The sequence below is a fragment of the Rhodopirellula sp. JB055 genome (assembly GCF_043100905.1).
Taxonomy (GTDB): Bacteria; Planctomycetota; Planctomycetia; order Pirellulales; family Pirellulaceae; genus Rhodopirellula.
This window is the reverse complement of record NZ_JBICHO010000478.1, coordinates 1-15,479: the sequence shown is the minus strand read 5'-3', so window position 1 is coordinate 15,479 and position 15,479 is coordinate 1. Positions and strand designations below refer to the sequence as shown.

Genomic DNA, 15,479 nt, shown 5'->3' with positions numbered 1-15,479 from the left:
AGCAGTACCGTTTGCGATGTGCCTCGCAACGTCAGCCGCCATGGCCTTCGGTGCATGGATGATGGCCGCGACTGGCCAAGTTATTCAAGTTATCATTGACATTCAGTCGAACACGCTGGCGACAGCGAGGGCGGCAGAGCTCACCGCCTCTGCTACTGAACCGAAATGAGCCGGCTTGTCTACCGTTTTGCGTGTCGCGGAAAATGATAAATACCGCCAGGCCCTGCAATACGATGCAATTCAATGCAACGCCTTGCGTCAGTCAAACGGGGGTGATAACGTGCGTTTGACACGGGAAAACGTTTGGTTTTCGCACCGAGCCGAAACTGTCTCCGAAGCCGAAGGTTGTGGGTTCGAACCCCGCCGGGTGTACTTGATGGAAAACCTCTCGGCCTCACGTTTCCACTTCGCACAGACGATCTGACATGGCTCCGCAATCGGCGCGGTGCCAACCATTCGATGTCGTGATGACCATGGTGCGACCGCCCCAGGCGACTTAGCGCACCTTCTTTCCAGTGAGGGGCACACCGATCATGCGATCACATTTCTTTTCCTGCAGACTGTTCGTGTTTGCACTCATGGTTCTGATGTGTGGCTCCTTCAAGTCACTGGCCGATGAACCTTCTGCTCCTGCGGACGTGGTCGAATTGCTGGACGGGGCGGAATCCGCGGAGGCAGCCTTGAACGCGATGGTGGCCGCCTCCAACGCCGGGGACGATCAGGCAGCAATGCTGTTGGTCGACCCTGCCATTCGTCCCTTGTTGCTCCCAAGCATTGCCATCGAGCGATACGCCATTGATTCTTACTTCTTAGAAACGGGGGCGTTCGGAAAGGACAAAAACTTCCCCGGCGGACAGCTATTCCAATTCACACTCCGAGATCTTGTTCGCATCCGAAGCATTAAACAGCTGGAAAAGCGACTGGTTGATGACAAATGCGTTGTGTTCACGGTACTGACAACCGAGAAGAGCTACCATGCGGAAAAGCACATTCACAACGTGCGATCTTTCCTAGCGATCCAACGTTCGGATCGTTGGTATCTGTTTCGCCCATTCGGAGAACTGACAAATATCCTTCGCGGAAACCCTTTTTGGCAAGAAACGAACAAACCAGTGGAACTACTGCAAGTCCACCAGTCAGACGACGAACATTCGAATCGTAAAAATGCCGATTACGAATTGGAGTATCGACTGCCCATCAAACTCATCCACGAACACTTGGTGGAAGCAGCGACTGCCCCGGAGATCAAAGAGGCCAATCAGTTGGCAAGGAAATTGAAACGCTACTACGACAGCATCGTCAACCGAACCAAGCGAGGTGACTACGAAACTCGAAGTGAACTCGAAGACGCGATGGATCCGATCGAGGACTGGGTTGACATCCTCTCAGGAACAACCGCTTCACTGACACCGGGCCTACTGCAATTCGCTAAGAAGCATGGTCTCCAGCCAGAGAAACAATGATTCAGATTGTCAGTCCAACGAAGCCTAGTTCTCGCGATGACATCAACCTCATCGCAAATTCAGGAGTGATTGTCGGTTGAGCTTGATTTGCCCCGCGACAATTTCGTCGGCGATGATCTCCACGAGCGGGGCGATGACCGCCTACCGATTGGTCGTTGTTTCGTGGTTGCCGCGTCCAGACATCACCAATTGAATTGCAGTCACCACCTGTGATCCAGATAATTGCCGGATGACGTTTTCCGTCCCCCGGATCCTTCGTGACGTACGCAGCCAGCGGCCCAACGGCAGACTTGTAACGCACCAAATCAAAGGCACTCTCGATCGGCACATAAGGAAGAACGGATCCTTCCTCCTGCCGCACGATCTTTGTGTTGAAGCCCCGCCGCGCATCGACGAGCGTTTCCGGGTCCTTCGCCTTCGAAAAAGACTCCACTTGTGCCTCGGACGAACACGCCGGGACGGTGCAGAGGGGCAGCAACAGAAGGAAGACAACGATCTAGTGACGCATCTGGAACTCAGCGAATTGGACTTGGAATTGAGCCATCGAGCTTGATCGCCCGTCGGCATCATACCTGAGTCCATCGTGGGGCACGCGAAGTACGATCATTGCTCGCTCAAACTTCCATGAATGCACTTCGAACAAAGTCCCCGCCCATCGTTATGGCTTCAAGACGACCTTGATGCAGCCGTCTTCTTTGTCTCGGAACTTCTTGTACGCTTCCGGGGCGTTGTCCAAGGGTTCGACGTGAGTGATCACGAACGATGGATCGATCTTGCCATCGGTGATCTTTTCCATCAACGGTGTGAGGTAACGCTGCATGTGAGTCTGGCCCAAACGAATCTGCAATGCTTTGTTCATCGCGGTTCCCCACTGCAAGTTCACGCTGCTGAAGTAAACACCAGGCACGGACACTCGGCCGCCTTTGCGGCAGCACTGGAAGATCTCGTTCAGCACGTGCGGCCGATCTGATCCAAGATGTAGCGCTGTCTTCGCATCATCCAATGCGGACTGCAAGTTGCCCGCGGCGTGATTCTCCGCCCCGACCGCATCGATGCAGCAATCCGGTCCGCGCCCCTTCGTCCACTCCTGCAAAGTCTCGTACACATCCGATTTTTCGTAGTCGATGACTTCCGCCTTGGACACCGACCGAGCCATTTCCAATCGTTCGGGCACATTGTCGATCGCGATGACTCGTTTGGCACCCAGCATCCAAGCGCTTTGGATGGCGAATTGCCCAACGGGACCACAGCCCCAAACCGCGACCGTGTCGCTGGGTGTGATTTCGCAGTTCTCGGCAGCCATGTAACCAGTCGGAAAAATATCCGATAAGAATACGACCTGTTCATCCGGCAGCCCATCGGGCACTTGGATCGGCCCGACGTCCGCGTAAGGAACTCGCAAGTACTCCGCTTGCCCTCCCGCGTACCCACCGAGCATGTGTGTGTAGCCAAACAAACCAGCGGGTGAATGCCCCATGATCTTCTCGGCCTGTTCCGCATTGCGATTGGACTCATCGCACAACGAATACAATGTGCTTTGACAAAAGAAACATTCACCGCAAGAAATCGTGAACGGAACCACCACTCGGTCTCCGACGCTTAAGTTGCTCACGGCATTTCCGACCTCGACGACTTCGCCCATCGGTTCATGCCCGATGATATCGCCGGCTTCCATCGCGGGAGCGGCGCCGGCCATCAGATGCAAATCCGACCCACAGATTCCCGAGGCCGTGACGCGAATGATCGCGTCGCGAGGATCCAAGATCTTTGGGTCGTCGACGTTGTCCACGCGAATGTCATTTCGACCGTGCCAGCAAACCGCTTTCATCGATTCAGTTCCTATTCAATGTGAGTGCCCAAAAACATGTTGTGAGTCGGCCAGACGCTTGACTGACTTAGCAACTCCCGCGCCGACGATTCGAATCAGCCCACATCGACATTGCCGCATCGCGAAACGATTCAAAAAGGCCCGCCACGACTGAGTCCAATCGTGGCGGGCGGGCGAATTGACAATGTGATGGCGTGCTCGAATCAAGCGGACACGCCCACATGCAAGAGGCTGAGGTTCACGTCACTTTGAGGTTGTCCCAAAAAGTGAATCGTGATCTCGGCGCCGGGCTGGCCATCACGCACGACTGGTGCCGCGTACACCGATGTGATCGCCGGGTTCTTTGCATCCTGCGAGGTCAGCGTGCAGAACACATGTCCAGAACGAACGCGAGTGGGCACGAATTCACGCAACTGATTCTTCGTTTCGGCGTCCGACGTTTCCTGCGGTGATAGCGTCAATTCCGAACAGAACACATCGGATACCGAAGCACTTCCGGCAGAAGCTTGCACCGGGCGGTTTGCAAGGATGCCCGCCAAACCGCCGACGCCTCCGGTGAGCAATGTGCCAACCGCTTCACGCCGTTTCATACTACTTTTCATGATGTCTCCTTCGAATCAATCGACCAAGGGTAGGAGCTCTCGCTCATTTCTTCATTTGACCTTTCTGAGCCGCAGTCTTTGGCGAAGCCGCTCCCAACTGTGGCTTGTCACCCAGTGGTCGCATTCTGACCACCGAGTTGGAGCCTTTTCCGTCAAACGATTTGCCCTTGGTCCATTCACCGCGTGGTGTTTCGAAGTCATCACCGATGCCAAAGGACTGGAACGCGTAGGCGTAGTCACTGTTTTCGTTCTCCTGTGGGAACGAGTTCGGAATGGGATGGTTCTCTGGACCGCCGAGTTCTTCCCAAGCCGCGAGCCATTGATTTTGGTGCATGGTGTCGCGAGCGATCATGTAGCTCAACATGTCTTTCATGCCGGGATCGTCCGTCATTTTCCATAACTGGACCGCGAGCATGCGTCCCGTGGATTCCGCCGTCGCGTTGGCCAGCATGTCCGCGGCAACGTTTCCGCTGGCATACACGTGACTGCAATTGAACGGCACACCTTCGCTGTCGACCGGCATCGCGGCCATGCAGGTACCGATCGCATGTTGGATGTTCATGCCGCCCATTGCCGCCATCACCACCGGGTCCTTCGCCGCTTCCTCTTGTTCCAGCGGTGCGTCTTCCAGGTTCAAGGCAACGGCGGTTGCCAGCATTTCAATGTGGGCCATCTCTTCCGTCCCCGTTTCGAGCAACATGTCTCGATACTTTGCCGGACCACGTGCGCCCCAAGCCTGAAACAGATATTGCAAGCAAACACGAACTTCGCCTTGGATACCGCCGATTGCTTGCTGAAGTGCCTTGGCAAAGATCGGGCTTGGTTTTTCAACGCGAACCGGATACTGAAGCTTGCCACCATTATGATAGAACATCGATGACCTTTCGATTTTGAAGTGGGAAGAAGAGTTTCTTCAATTAGCGCATCGACTAAGCAAGTCATGCGCCACCTCACTTCGCTACCGATCACATCATGGATGTTTCGGACTGAGCCAATCCCGCCAGGCTCCTGTCACTTGTTACGCCCGACGCTTGCGTTTGCGGATCGCGTCGGAGATTCGAGGCTGGCCAAAGTCGTCGTCGAAGAAGTCTTCCGAGTCGTCTTTTTTGGTCAACACATCTCGCATCTCCGGTTGAGATGGTTGGTTTTGCGCCAGCAAATTCGCTTCGAGCAAATGGCGTCGAACCAATTTCAACAACTGGTCTCGATAGCGTTCCGCGTTCTGGCCCTGTTCGATCCAAGCTCGAACTTCAATTCGTTGGGATCGTTGGCCAACGCACACCAATGTGGCTTGAGGAGCCGGAGTCAGCAGCACTTCCGGTTGCTCGATCATCAATTCCTGCAACGTCCGGCACAAATCCGCAGGTCGCTCGTCTCGCGTGACAGCAACTTCCATCGGGATAACACTCAGACGCCCCGCACCCATCCAGTTGACCACATCGTCGCTGACAAAGTTCTTGTTCGGGATGATCACCTCGCGTCCGTCATCGTCCGACAACACGGTCGTTCTCAGACGCTGCGCGGCCACGCGTCCGGTGAAGTTCCCGACTGTAATCAAGTCACCCAATCTTGCAGGCTTTTCAAACAACACGATGAACCCGCCAAACAGGTTTCGGACCATGTCTTGCAAACCGAATCCCAAGCCGATCATCAATCCAACCGCCAACCACTGGATCGTGTGCCAGCGGACTCCGATCCATTTACAAGCGATGAAACACCCAACGCTAAACAGCAGGAACCGCCCCAGCACCAAAGTGAAGTGTTCCATGCCTTCGTCAAACGAGACCCGTTGCAACACAAGCGCATCGAACAGGGCGGGCAACAGCTTGGCCAATTGAAAGGCAACGAACAGTGTGCCCGCAGCAAGCAACAAATGCACCGCGGTGACTGGAGTCGTCTCCACCACCGATTGCATGACGGTTTGGCCCATCGCGTTGACGCTGGCTTGCTCGACCGTGTCTTCCACCGTCCACAACACCGGGTTGCCCATTCGAACGTTTGGAAAGACATCGATCCAAAGCCAACCGAAACACACCACCGCACCCAGCACCATCGCACACTGACACAGGAAGGCGAGGTGATGCTTGAGTTCCAAAAAATGCTCGCCCAGAGCACCAGCAACACGACCGGCCTCAGGCTCGTTGTACTCATCTCGCTCTTGCTTGGGCGAACGCGTGCCGGTCAACAAGTCCCACGCTTCCGCGGACACGTACTTCACTCCCGCCCAAAGGATCGCGGCCGACATCATGGTCACCGCCGTGATGATAATCCGCTGAATGATCTCGTGCGTTGTGACGCTGTACCCGAGTGCAGACAAAGCGATCAAAAACAGCGGCAATCCAATGCCGGCCAAATACATTAAAAAACGACCGCGGTGGATCACACTGCCACAGAACTTTTCAATCAACGGTTCGAAGAATCCGCCGACCGGACGCAATGTCAAATGCATCGTCCACCCCACCAACAACATGGTCAGGATGAATCCCACTCGAGCCACGGAACCTCGCCACATCCCATGATCCACTTCGCTCATCAACGTGATCGTGTAGGCCGCGATGACCAAGCCCATGCCGATGATGGTCAAGTACTTCATCGCGCGTGGCTGACGTGGCATTTCGATGTCGACGTGTTGATCCAAGTACCCATCCGCTCGCAACCATTGCCGCGGGACCTCGATCAACCAAGCCACCAAACTGGCCGCGCAGAACGCACTGGATGCGTGCAGGGTTGCTTCTGAAACCACGCCGGTTCCTAGCCAACGTCCAATCCAAAACAGAACCGCGGGAATCCCCAAGGCAACCAAGACCGTCAGCACCCCCGCAAACAACTTTCGCTTTTGCGGCGAGGCCTTTCGCATTCGTTTGCGATTGCCGATCGTGATCAGCGTGGCCTTGGCGAGCCAGCGAAGCACCAGAATCAACACGATTCCGACCAACAGGCCGATCGCGCCGACCGGGTTGGTCGAGATCTTTCGTTCGAAAGTCGGACCAAAATCGCCGCTGCGATTGGAGTCGAACAGGGCTGCCATCCCACCCTTCAAATTCCGAGCGTCGCGCAGTCCAAGTGGCTCATCGCTGCGAATCCACATCACGTGCCGATCGATCAAGACTCGATAGTCGTTTGCCAACGCCTGAGAATCGGTGGCAATCGAATCCAATTCGCTGATCTTTTGTTGTTGATCCTGATACCCAACCTGCAACGAACGAATCCAAGCACTGCGTTGTCGCAGCAATTCTTCGACTTGCAATCGCAACGGATCGCCATAGCGATTTGCGTCGTAACCGGCCGCCGTGAGAACTTCGGTGGCCTGCTGCTGAGGTTCCGATCCATCCAACCGGATCAGATCCAATTCCAATTGCTGCTGGCGTGACTTTCCCAGGGCTTCGCTCGCTAAAGCGGTTTGGCTGTTTTCGATTTTCCATTGGTCAAGCTGATCTTTCTTGTGCCGGAGCAGCAAACCAATGGTTGGCGTCAGACCATGTTGCGTCAGCTTTTGATTGACATCTTCGTAGTCAGTCCGGGTGGCGTCGAGTTGCGATTTAGCAGCGTGGACTTGGCTGGCAAGTTGGTTGTATTCCGTCGCCAGAGCAATCCACTGCTGAACCAATTCCGCGTTCTTCTCAGCGATATCCGCCGCGATTGGATCGGATGTTTGGGCGAGCGAGCGAAACCGGCTTTCCGTCTGCCGGGCCGCACGCACATGAATGTCGGCGTAGGGCGATTGCCGCCAGTCATCGGCCTCGGTTCGCTGACGAGGCAACAACGGATAACTCGCGGTCGTCGCTTCGGTTGAATTCTGTGTCTCCCAATCCGAACGATTGCTCGATCCGTCCTTCGTCGCCAACTGCAATGACGAATTTGCCCCTGGATAAGGGCGTTGGACCGAGCGAGGATTCAAAGACGACTGAATCTGCGTCGAGTTGGTGGACGCCGAGCTCGTGAATTTCGACTCGCCGGAAAAAGCTGGTCGTGCGCGAGACTCGGATGGGGGCCGAGACGGCGTGCTTGAAGTGAAGGATGGCGGCGTCAATCGACCTCGCGACGAGGTTTCGTTGTGACTGGACCAGCTTTCAACGGGTTGCGATTGAGTCGACCAAGTTGAACTCCGCGATGTGACCGGCACGGAAGATTCAACAGGGTAGGACGTTTCAACGGGATAGGTCGTGACCGTCGAAGTGGTGAATGGTGGCGGTTGAGGCGTCGTCCAAACAATCTCTTGCGCCGACCCCGTACTCGTGCTGAGCCAAACCAGGAGACAGACTCCCAACCACAACAGCATCGCGCTGCTGTCACGCTGTGAATGATCAGCACTCACCGCCTGCGGCACTGCGTGACGCGGCTCGAATCGCGATTGCGACACAGAGTGAAAAGACATCGATCTCAATGGGTGGCTCATCGGGACCACAGCATGCATACAGAATGGCGGCGAGACCGCCGGGAAGAATTGGCCGCCGGCGGAGAACGGACATCGAATCAATACGGAAATTTGGGTTTCATCGCCACATCGATCGTGTTTCACGCCAATGAAACAAAAAACCAAGATCGACGCCAAACGGATCAGCAAATGAACCACCAGTGCTCATGGCCAGGCAGTGGTCCACTTGTGTTCAGATACGATTCCGATAGGGTTGGATTTGAAGGGCGGATCACCAAAGTTGTCGGGATTCGCCCACCCCACACTCTCAGGATGATTTCGATGTTCACAAAACTCACCCAATCGTTGCTCGCTCTTTCGTTGATCGCTGTTCTGGCTGGATGCGAAAAGGGCTCGGACACCGCCGCTGGAATCGCTGATCAAGCCAAAGCGGGCGTCGATTCCGCCGCTGGCGCTGCCAAAGACGCGAGCGCAGACATGGTCCCAGAAGCCGCCAAAGGAACCGTCGACGGTGCCATCGACCAAGGTGGCGAGAAAGCCAAAGAAGGCATCGACGCGGCAGCCGGCACTGCTGAGTGATCAAATGGACTCCACTTGAGTCCAATTGATTCACGATCCATCACGGAGCCAAACTGGCCGGCGACTTCGAATCGCCGGAAGTTGGCTCCGTTTTTTTGTGTGCAGTTTTTCATCCCGGTAGGGATGACAGAGAGTAGCCGCCGGTAAGCGATCGCGCCACCGACGGACCTGCCCGCCTGAGTCGGCCACAACCACAAATCACAACCCAACGCGTCAGTTTTGAAGTTGCGTTTTTCTCAAAACCCGACGCGTCAGCTTTCTCATAACCCGAAGCGTCAGCGAGGGAAAAACGAGGTTGACTTCAGCCTCGCTGACGCTTCGGGTTATGAAAAAAACAATGCCTCACGCAAAAGCGCAACTTCAAAACGCGTGAGCGAGGGACGCCCCAACTACCACGACGGCCCCATCCGGGGCGAAACCCAGACGCCAGCCATCATTGATCTTTCGAACGTCCCTCGCAGCGCCCCCGGTTACCAACATCAAAACCCTCGCGTACGCCTGGACGGCGCCGCACAACCTCTTCCATCAAGGGGCCTAGAATCGGCGGGTCGCAAACGGACAATGGATGTCCCTCTCGGTTCGCCGAGAACTTTGGTGACTCTCTCATGCCCCAGGATCGTGTCGTGGCCTCCGATTCCATTGCCAGCCGCGTGCAACAACTCGTCGACGAAATCAACCACCACAATCGTCTGTACTACGACGAGGCGGCTCCTGAGATCACCGACCTGCAATACGATCAATTGCTGGCCGAACTGACCCAGCTTGAGAACGAACACCCAGAGCTTCGCCAGCCCAATTCGCCGACTCAATTGGTCGGCGGCAACGTGGTGGACCAATTGGTTCAGGTCCCGCACCGCGTTCCCATGTTGTCCATCGACAACACGTACAGCCGCGAAGAATTGGCGGCGGCGATGGAACGAATTGAAAAGTCGCTCGAAGGCGAACCCGTTGCCTGGACGATGGAATACAAAATTGACGGCGTCGCGGGTTCCATTCGATACGAAAACGGAGAACTAGCCCTGGCTCTCACACGAGGCAACGGGCAAGTCGGCGACGACATCACTCACAACGTTCGCACGATTCGCGAATTGCCTCGGTCCATCGCCGATGCCGCTCGCGCCCATCCTGAAATCGCTGGTGGTGACGTTCCCGAGGTTCTCGAAGTTCGCGGCGAACTCTACATGACCGACGCCGACCTCGCTGATCTCAACGTTCGTCAAACTCAGGCCGGTCACGAACCATTCAAGAACACACGCAATGTAACGGCGGGAACCATCCGCTTGCTCGATCCCAAGATCGCCGCCTCCCGCAACATCCGATTCTTCTGTCACGGCAGCGGTGAATTGGTCGGCGTCCGAGCAAAGGATCACATGACGTTCCTCAAGCATGTCGAGGCACTCGGCATTCCCATCGCACCCGATGTCGTTCGCTTCAAGAACAAAGAGGACGCCCTCCAAGCGATTGCGAAACTCGAATTGGAGATGCCAGACCTGCCATTTGAGATCGATGGCATCGTGTTCAAAGTCGACTCGTTCGAGCAACGCGAAAAACTGGGTGTGCGCAGCAAGAGTCCGCGTTGGGTGATCGCTTACAAGTTCGAACGCTACGAAGCCATCACCACACTCGAAGCGATCGATGTGCAAGTCGGCAAGACGGGCACAATCACGCCAGTCGCGTACCTGACGCCGGTCGACATTGCCGACACGACCGTTTCCCGAGCCTCCCTGCACAACGCCGACGAGATCGAGCGATTGGACGTTCGCGTCGGAGACACCGTGGTCGTCGAAAAAGCGGGCAAGATCATCCCGAAGGTCGTGCGTGTTGAAAAACATGCTCGCACCAAACCACTTCCCAAATTTGAATTCCCTACTCACTGCCCACGTTGCGATGAGCCACTGACGCGTGACGAGGGCGGCGTTTACATCCGCTGCACCAACCCGGCATGCCCCGCCCAACTCCGCCAGCGTCTGGTCTACTTTGGCAGTCGCGCGGGAATGGACATCGACGGATTGGGCGAAGAGGTGGTCGATCTGCTGCTGCAAAAAGAACTGGTCGAGAACTACGCCGACCTGTATCGATTGACGGTCGATGAATTGGCGGAACTGACTTGGCCACGGCTAAGAAAAGGCAAAGGCGACGAGATGATCGAAGTGCAATTCGGTCGCAAGAACGCCGAGAACCTGGTCGCGGGAATCAACGAAAGCCGCACCCGCGGATTGGCTCGCGTGCTGTCATCGATCAGCATCCGGCACATCGGACCACGAGTCGCCAAACTGATCACGGCAAAGTACTGGAACCTCGATCTGCTTCGTTCAGCGAAGGCGGAGGACTTGGCCGCGATTCATGAAATCGGAGACCGGATTGCCGAAAGCCTTGTCAAATTCATCCACAGCGAATCGGGTTCACAAACGTTGGCGGACTTGGAAACCGTGGGCGTCACGATGTCCGGCCCCGAACCTGTTGAATCCCCCGACGACGAAGAGTCCCTGCCGCTGGCGGGCAAAAACATCGTCGCCACGGGAACGCTGAAGCATTACACCCGCGACGAAATCAAAGCTCGCATCGAAGAACTCGGTGGCCGAGCGGCGAGCAGCGTGAGCAAGAAAACCGACTTCGTGATCGCCGGCGAAAAAGCGGGAAGCAAACTGACCAAGGCCGAGTCGCTGGGCGTCGAAGTCCTCAGCGAAGACGAGTTCCGTTCGCGGTACGAAACCGAGGCGAACTGATCACGCGCCCTCGGTATCATCCTCCTTCGGTGGCAACTTGCCACCGTTTTCTTTGGTACGGATCACGGCTTCTTCCAGATCACGCACCAACTTTGGGTTGATGTGCTTGGTCAACATTTCACGCGTCACGCTGAACATCTCATCGACTTTACGTTGCTGGTTGGCGTTTTTGCCAATCGCTTTGATGAAATCAGCCTGTCTCTTGCCCATGTCATTGGCGAGACGTTCATTGGTCGGTTGATTCCGCAACACTTCCAACAACTCTTCGGCTGATTCTAAATCACCGCGTTCCAACCGCATCATGATTCGAGCCTTGAACAATTCGCGAATCGCCAGCAAGTCGATGATCGAGTTCTGAACGCCTCGAATGTAGGACTCCGCCTGCAATCGCATGTCGTCACCCGCGAGATCGGCGACGGCTTTGGATTGGTGTCCTGGAACCATGGGCAAACGAGCCAAAACCGCACCCCCGTTTTTGACATACAGCAATCTTAAAGGCTGGTCCTTGGCAGGCTCGACATCCAAACGCCCATTCCAATCGGTGCGGCCGATGAAGGTCATGCTTTTGCCTTCGAGTTCCTTCTCATAGATCTCGTATCCAATCAGCGGCTGATTGGGATCTCCCTTGGCATGCAAACGCAGCAAGGTCTGATCATTTCGCGGCCGAATTCGCAATCCCATCCGGTGCGTTCTGGCATTCTTTCGACCTTGCAAACCGCCCGCACGACCGGCATGAAAATCCATTTTGACCCGTCTTCCGTCCAACTCTTTCGCCAGCAAGTACGCCCAGTCGAGCGGTCCAATCGAAATCGGATTGCCGTTGCGATCGTCCTTGCGAACCATTGGCACCAAAACGTCCCCCACGTTGACCAACGCCGGTGAATTCTCGTCGGTCACCAATCCGGAGGCTCGCACCAATCCCACCGCGTTGTTCTTGCCAGCATCGTCAATTCGAGCGACGGGAGCGAAGACGTCTCGCAGGGTTGCGCCGACCACCTCCGGCAAGAGGTTGAAACTGGAGACGCTGGCTTTTGATGTGTCACCGAAATACCGCATCAACGTATCGAACTCGACGCTTTCCACACTCATCGGCGTGGTCGCCGTTCGAACGCGAACGATGAAAATCTTGTCGTACGCTTCGGCGGCATCGATGACTTGACCGGTGATTGGCGGAACGATGATTTTCGCCTCCGGTTCAGTCAGCGTTTCCGCCATCCCGCGCGACACCAAGATGGCCTCGGTGTCTTCTTTCGCCCACGCGTTCTTCAGTGAGACCGCATCGCCCTCCACCGGATGCAGGATTTGAAGCCACGCGTTCTTGGGCGTCCCCGCATCGCCAATCAATCTTGAACGCACCTCTTGCATGCGTCCCGGCGTGGCCAAGATGCTGGAGGCATAGCGTCCCACATCGCCAGCGAAACGGATTCGGACCGCATCGTTGTGCGTTCTTTTGACCGCGATCACCGGGTCGGTGGCGGCCAAAGTGTCAAAGTCGACTTCCGATAGAACTCGCATAGCCATCGAAGCAACAGACGTAGGGGCATCAGCGATCGTTGTTCGCCACACCGCATGAAAATCGCGATCGAGCACCTTCTGCAACTCATCTCGCAACGTGTCGGCAGAAACTCGCGGTGAATCCGATGCGACCCAGATCAAAGTTTTGTAGGGAGCAAAGTCGAAAGGAGGTGGCTCATCCGGCGTAACCTCTGCCTCCGGATCGGCTTCTGCATTCGCATCCACAGCAGCGTCGGCACTGGTGTCTTGGGCTGGCACAAGTGTCAACGTGCTCAACGTCACGCACATCGCGATCAGACCAGTCAAACATCGTGACAGCCAACGGACATCAAAAAGAAGTGTTGCGATACTCATTGACTCAACCGCCATTTTTCAGCGTTCTGATACAGCGACACGATGTCGGATCCCACACCGAGCAGTTCTCGGCTGTAAGCGTACGAATCGACCAATTGCCACAACGGCAACACTGGCAATTCATGGTGAGCGATCGCGTGCAAATCCAACAATCGATCCCGAGCGTCCCGCCAATTCTTTGACTCTTCCAATCGCCGCAAACCAAGTCCGACCAATTGGTCCGTGCTGCCCGCCATCCCTTCGGGGCCGAGCACGCGACGCGCGTCGATGATTGGTTCCCAAACGGCTGCGGAAACATACGCGATGTCAGCCGTCCCAGGATCCGGGAAGGCCCGACCGACGGGCAACTCAACCAATTCGATTTCCAACCCCAACAATTGCCATTGGCTGCGAATGGCCTCACAAGCGATCCGCGACAGATTCTCCGGCGGGAACGCCAGACGAATCGGTTTTAGCTCAGGTGGCTTTTCCTTCTTGCGAGATGCCTCGGATTCCATTTGCTTGGCCGTCATCGTCATCAGCAGCTTCGCCAAACGAGGCTCGTAATTGCGAGGTGCAATGGATTGGTCATAGGCATACCCGAGCGGATCATTGTCCTCGAGTCCCGCTGGGAATGGACCGGACAGCACGCGGCAACCGGGCACCTCCAAGCTTTCCAGCAACTCGCCGTTGAGGATGTCTTCGCGATTGGTCCCGTACACCAACGCACGTCGGAATGTTTTGTCGGCGAGGTACTCATGGTCGCTGCACGGGACCAGCATGTGCACGCTGGGAAGTGGATAGTTGACCACACGCACCTTGCGGTTGCCGGCCAACCGCACCGCATCAGCGGGAAACAATTGGTCCAACACGTCGACTTCGCCTTGCAACAACTTGCTCACGCCGTCGGCTGCGGATTCCGTTCGAATTTCAACGATTTCACGTGGCTGCAATTCGGTGCGGGGCTCTCCTTTGAGAACATAACGCACCACGTCGCCTTCAACGACATCGCGACGATAGTCACCGGTCGGTGAACCAGGCTCACCGCCGAACCAGGATCCATCAACGGTGACCTGTATCAACGCCGAAGGAAGCACATTGGGACGACGCAAAATGCAGTCGATCCGTTTCGGACCGTCCAGCCCGATGGCTTGGACCGCGGCCGCCCAAGGCGAGAAATAGGCCGGTGATTGCGACTTCACTCGATCCGCCAAAACGTCAGCAAGGTAAAACCCATCGACCTTGTTGAGAGGTTCCGGTAATCGTTCGGGTTCCAGGAACATCGAGAATCGCTGACGGTCAGGGCTCTGTTCGGTGTCACCGAAAATGAACTCGTACTCGCCGCCCTCGGGACCTGCACCCTGCATCTCGAACAACACGCGGTACAGCAACCGTCCGGCGCGACGCGCGGCCCAGTTATCCAAACGCGTCGGGTCCAAAACGGTCGCGGTCTGCAAAACCCCGACGTTCACCAACGGATAGATCTGGTCGACTTTGCGAACCAGTTCCGTGCCGCCTTCGATGTCCGGTTTCAGGAAGATACTTTCGCGAGAATACTTGCGTGCGTCGCGGTAGTTCTTCGCTTCCAATGCCGCCAACGCCTGGTCGCGTTTGTCTTCCGCCATCGACAAGAATTGAGCGTTCCATTTCTTAATCGAAGACAGGTTCTGGCCGCGGTATTCCTTTTCCAATCGAGCGAGCAATTGCTGGGCCAGTTCCAACTTCCCATCGCTGACGAGTTGCTCCATCAATTGATTGGTCAACGCACCGATGGCAGTCAACACCGTTTGCGTCTTGTACTCAGGCGCGTAACGCCGCAGTTCTTCCAGCATTGCCAGCGAGGCACCGAACTCACGACTCTTGGCGCGTCGTCCAGCATCTCGCCACAGGAACTCCGTCCGAAGCTGTCTCAATCCGGGTCGCGCGGGATCGTCGCGAATGAGAACAGAAAGAAACGGATACGCACCGACAAAGTCACCGGCTTTGATCCGTTCCGCCGTTTCTCGTTCGAGACGTTTTTCCCAAAAATCGATGCTCTCAATATCCGTCCACTTCGCC

The 15,479-nt window shown here is 56.0% G+C and carries 10 protein-coding genes; 3 read left to right on the top strand and 7 right to left on the bottom strand.

Going from position 1 to position 15,479, the window contains the following annotated elements; all coding sequences use genetic code 11:
* Positions 1-587 precede the first annotated feature (587 nt).
* A complete protein-coding gene (locus ACF8AM_RS18860; protein ID WP_392557131.1) occupies positions 588-1,463 on the top strand; it encodes a hypothetical protein in 876 nt (291 codons plus the stop codon).
* Between the two features lie 658 nt (positions 1,464-2,121).
* On the opposite strand, the gene ACF8AM_RS18855 is transcribed toward ACF8AM_RS18860, so the two are convergent.
* From ACF8AM_RS18855 to ACF8AM_RS18835, 5 genes are all read right to left on the bottom strand, one after another.
* The gene (locus ACF8AM_RS18855; RefSeq protein ID WP_392557130.1) at positions 2,122-3,291 is read right to left on the bottom strand and encodes a zinc-dependent alcohol dehydrogenase; all 1,170 of its coding nucleotides are present in this window, start codon (positions 3,289-3,291) and stop codon (positions 2,122-2,124) included.
* A gap of 203 nt (positions 3,292-3,494) precedes the next feature.
* Entirely contained in the window at positions 3,495-3,881 is a 387-nt protein-coding gene (locus ACF8AM_RS18850) for a hypothetical protein (RefSeq protein WP_392557132.1), read from the bottom strand.
* Positions 3,882-3,936: 55 nt separating this feature from the next.
* The gene (locus ACF8AM_RS18845) at positions 3,937-4,767 is read right to left on the bottom strand and encodes a manganese catalase family protein (protein WP_392557129.1); all 831 of its coding nucleotides are present in this window, start codon (positions 4,765-4,767) and stop codon (positions 3,937-3,939) included.
* A 144-nt stretch (positions 4,768-4,911) separates the two neighbouring features.
* Entirely contained in the window at positions 4,912-7,791 is a 2,880-nt protein-coding gene (locus ACF8AM_RS18840; RefSeq protein WP_392557128.1) for a mechanosensitive ion channel domain-containing protein, read from the bottom strand.
* 406 nt (positions 7,792-8,197) lie between these two features.
* The gene (locus tag ACF8AM_RS18835; RefSeq protein WP_392557127.1) at positions 8,198-8,362 is read right to left on the bottom strand and encodes a hypothetical protein; all 165 of its coding nucleotides are present in this window, start codon (positions 8,360-8,362) and stop codon (positions 8,198-8,200) included.
* A gap of 227 nt (positions 8,363-8,589) precedes the next feature.
* Here ACF8AM_RS18835 and ACF8AM_RS18830 point away from each other — a divergent pair, with 227 nt between their 5' ends.
* Both ACF8AM_RS18830 and ligA read left to right on the top strand, forming a co-directional pair.
* Complete coding sequence (locus ACF8AM_RS18830) at positions 8,590-8,847, top strand: hypothetical protein (protein ID WP_392557126.1); 258 nt, start codon at positions 8,590-8,592, stop codon at positions 8,845-8,847.
* 605 nt (positions 8,848-9,452) lie between these two features.
* Entirely contained in the window at positions 9,453-11,573 is a 2,121-nt protein-coding gene (gene ligA / locus ACF8AM_RS18825) for an NAD-dependent DNA ligase LigA (protein WP_392557125.1), read from the top strand.
* On the opposite strand, the gene ACF8AM_RS18820 is transcribed toward ligA, so the two are convergent.
* Both ACF8AM_RS18820 and ACF8AM_RS18815 read right to left on the bottom strand, forming a co-directional pair.
* A complete protein-coding gene (locus ACF8AM_RS18820; protein ID WP_392557124.1) occupies positions 11,574-13,457 on the bottom strand; it encodes a hypothetical protein in 1,884 nt (627 codons plus the stop codon). It abuts the gene before it with no gap.
* On the bottom strand, positions 13,439-15,479 hold a 2,041-nt coding region (locus ACF8AM_RS18815; protein WP_392557123.1), incomplete at its 5' end, for an ABC transporter substrate-binding protein. The genes ACF8AM_RS18815 and ACF8AM_RS18820, both read right to left, overlap by 19 nt.

What these genes read in the sequence shown, in the direction of transcription:
- ACF8AM_RS18835 (WP_392557127.1), bottom strand. Translation starts at nt 8,362, where the DNA reads ATGTCCGTTCTCCGCCGGCGGCCAATTCTTCCCGGCGGTCTCGCCGCC.
- ACF8AM_RS18845 (WP_392557129.1), bottom strand. Translation starts at nt 4,767, where the DNA reads ATGTTCTATCATAATGGTGGCAAGCTTCAGTATCCGGTTCGCGTTGAA.
- ACF8AM_RS18860 (WP_392557131.1), top strand. Translation starts at nt 588, where the DNA reads ATGTGTGGCTCCTTCAAGTCACTGGCCGATGAACCTTCTGCTCCTGCG.
- ACF8AM_RS18830 (WP_392557126.1), top strand. Translation starts at nt 8,590, where the DNA reads ATGTTCACAAAACTCACCCAATCGTTGCTCGCTCTTTCGTTGATCGCT.
- ACF8AM_RS18820 (WP_392557124.1), bottom strand. Translation starts at nt 13,457, where the DNA reads ATGGCGGTTGAGTCAATGAGTATCGCAACACTTCTTTTTGATGTCCGT.
- ACF8AM_RS18850 (WP_392557132.1), bottom strand. Translation starts at nt 3,881, where the DNA reads ATGAAACGGCGTGAAGCGGTTGGCACATTGCTCACCGGAGGCGTCGGC.
- ligA (WP_392557125.1), top strand. Translation starts at nt 9,453, where the DNA reads ATGCCCCAGGATCGTGTCGTGGCCTCCGATTCCATTGCCAGCCGCGTG.
- ACF8AM_RS18855 (WP_392557130.1), bottom strand. Translation starts at nt 3,291, where the DNA reads ATGAAAGCGGTTTGCTGGCACGGTCGAAATGACATTCGCGTGGACAAC.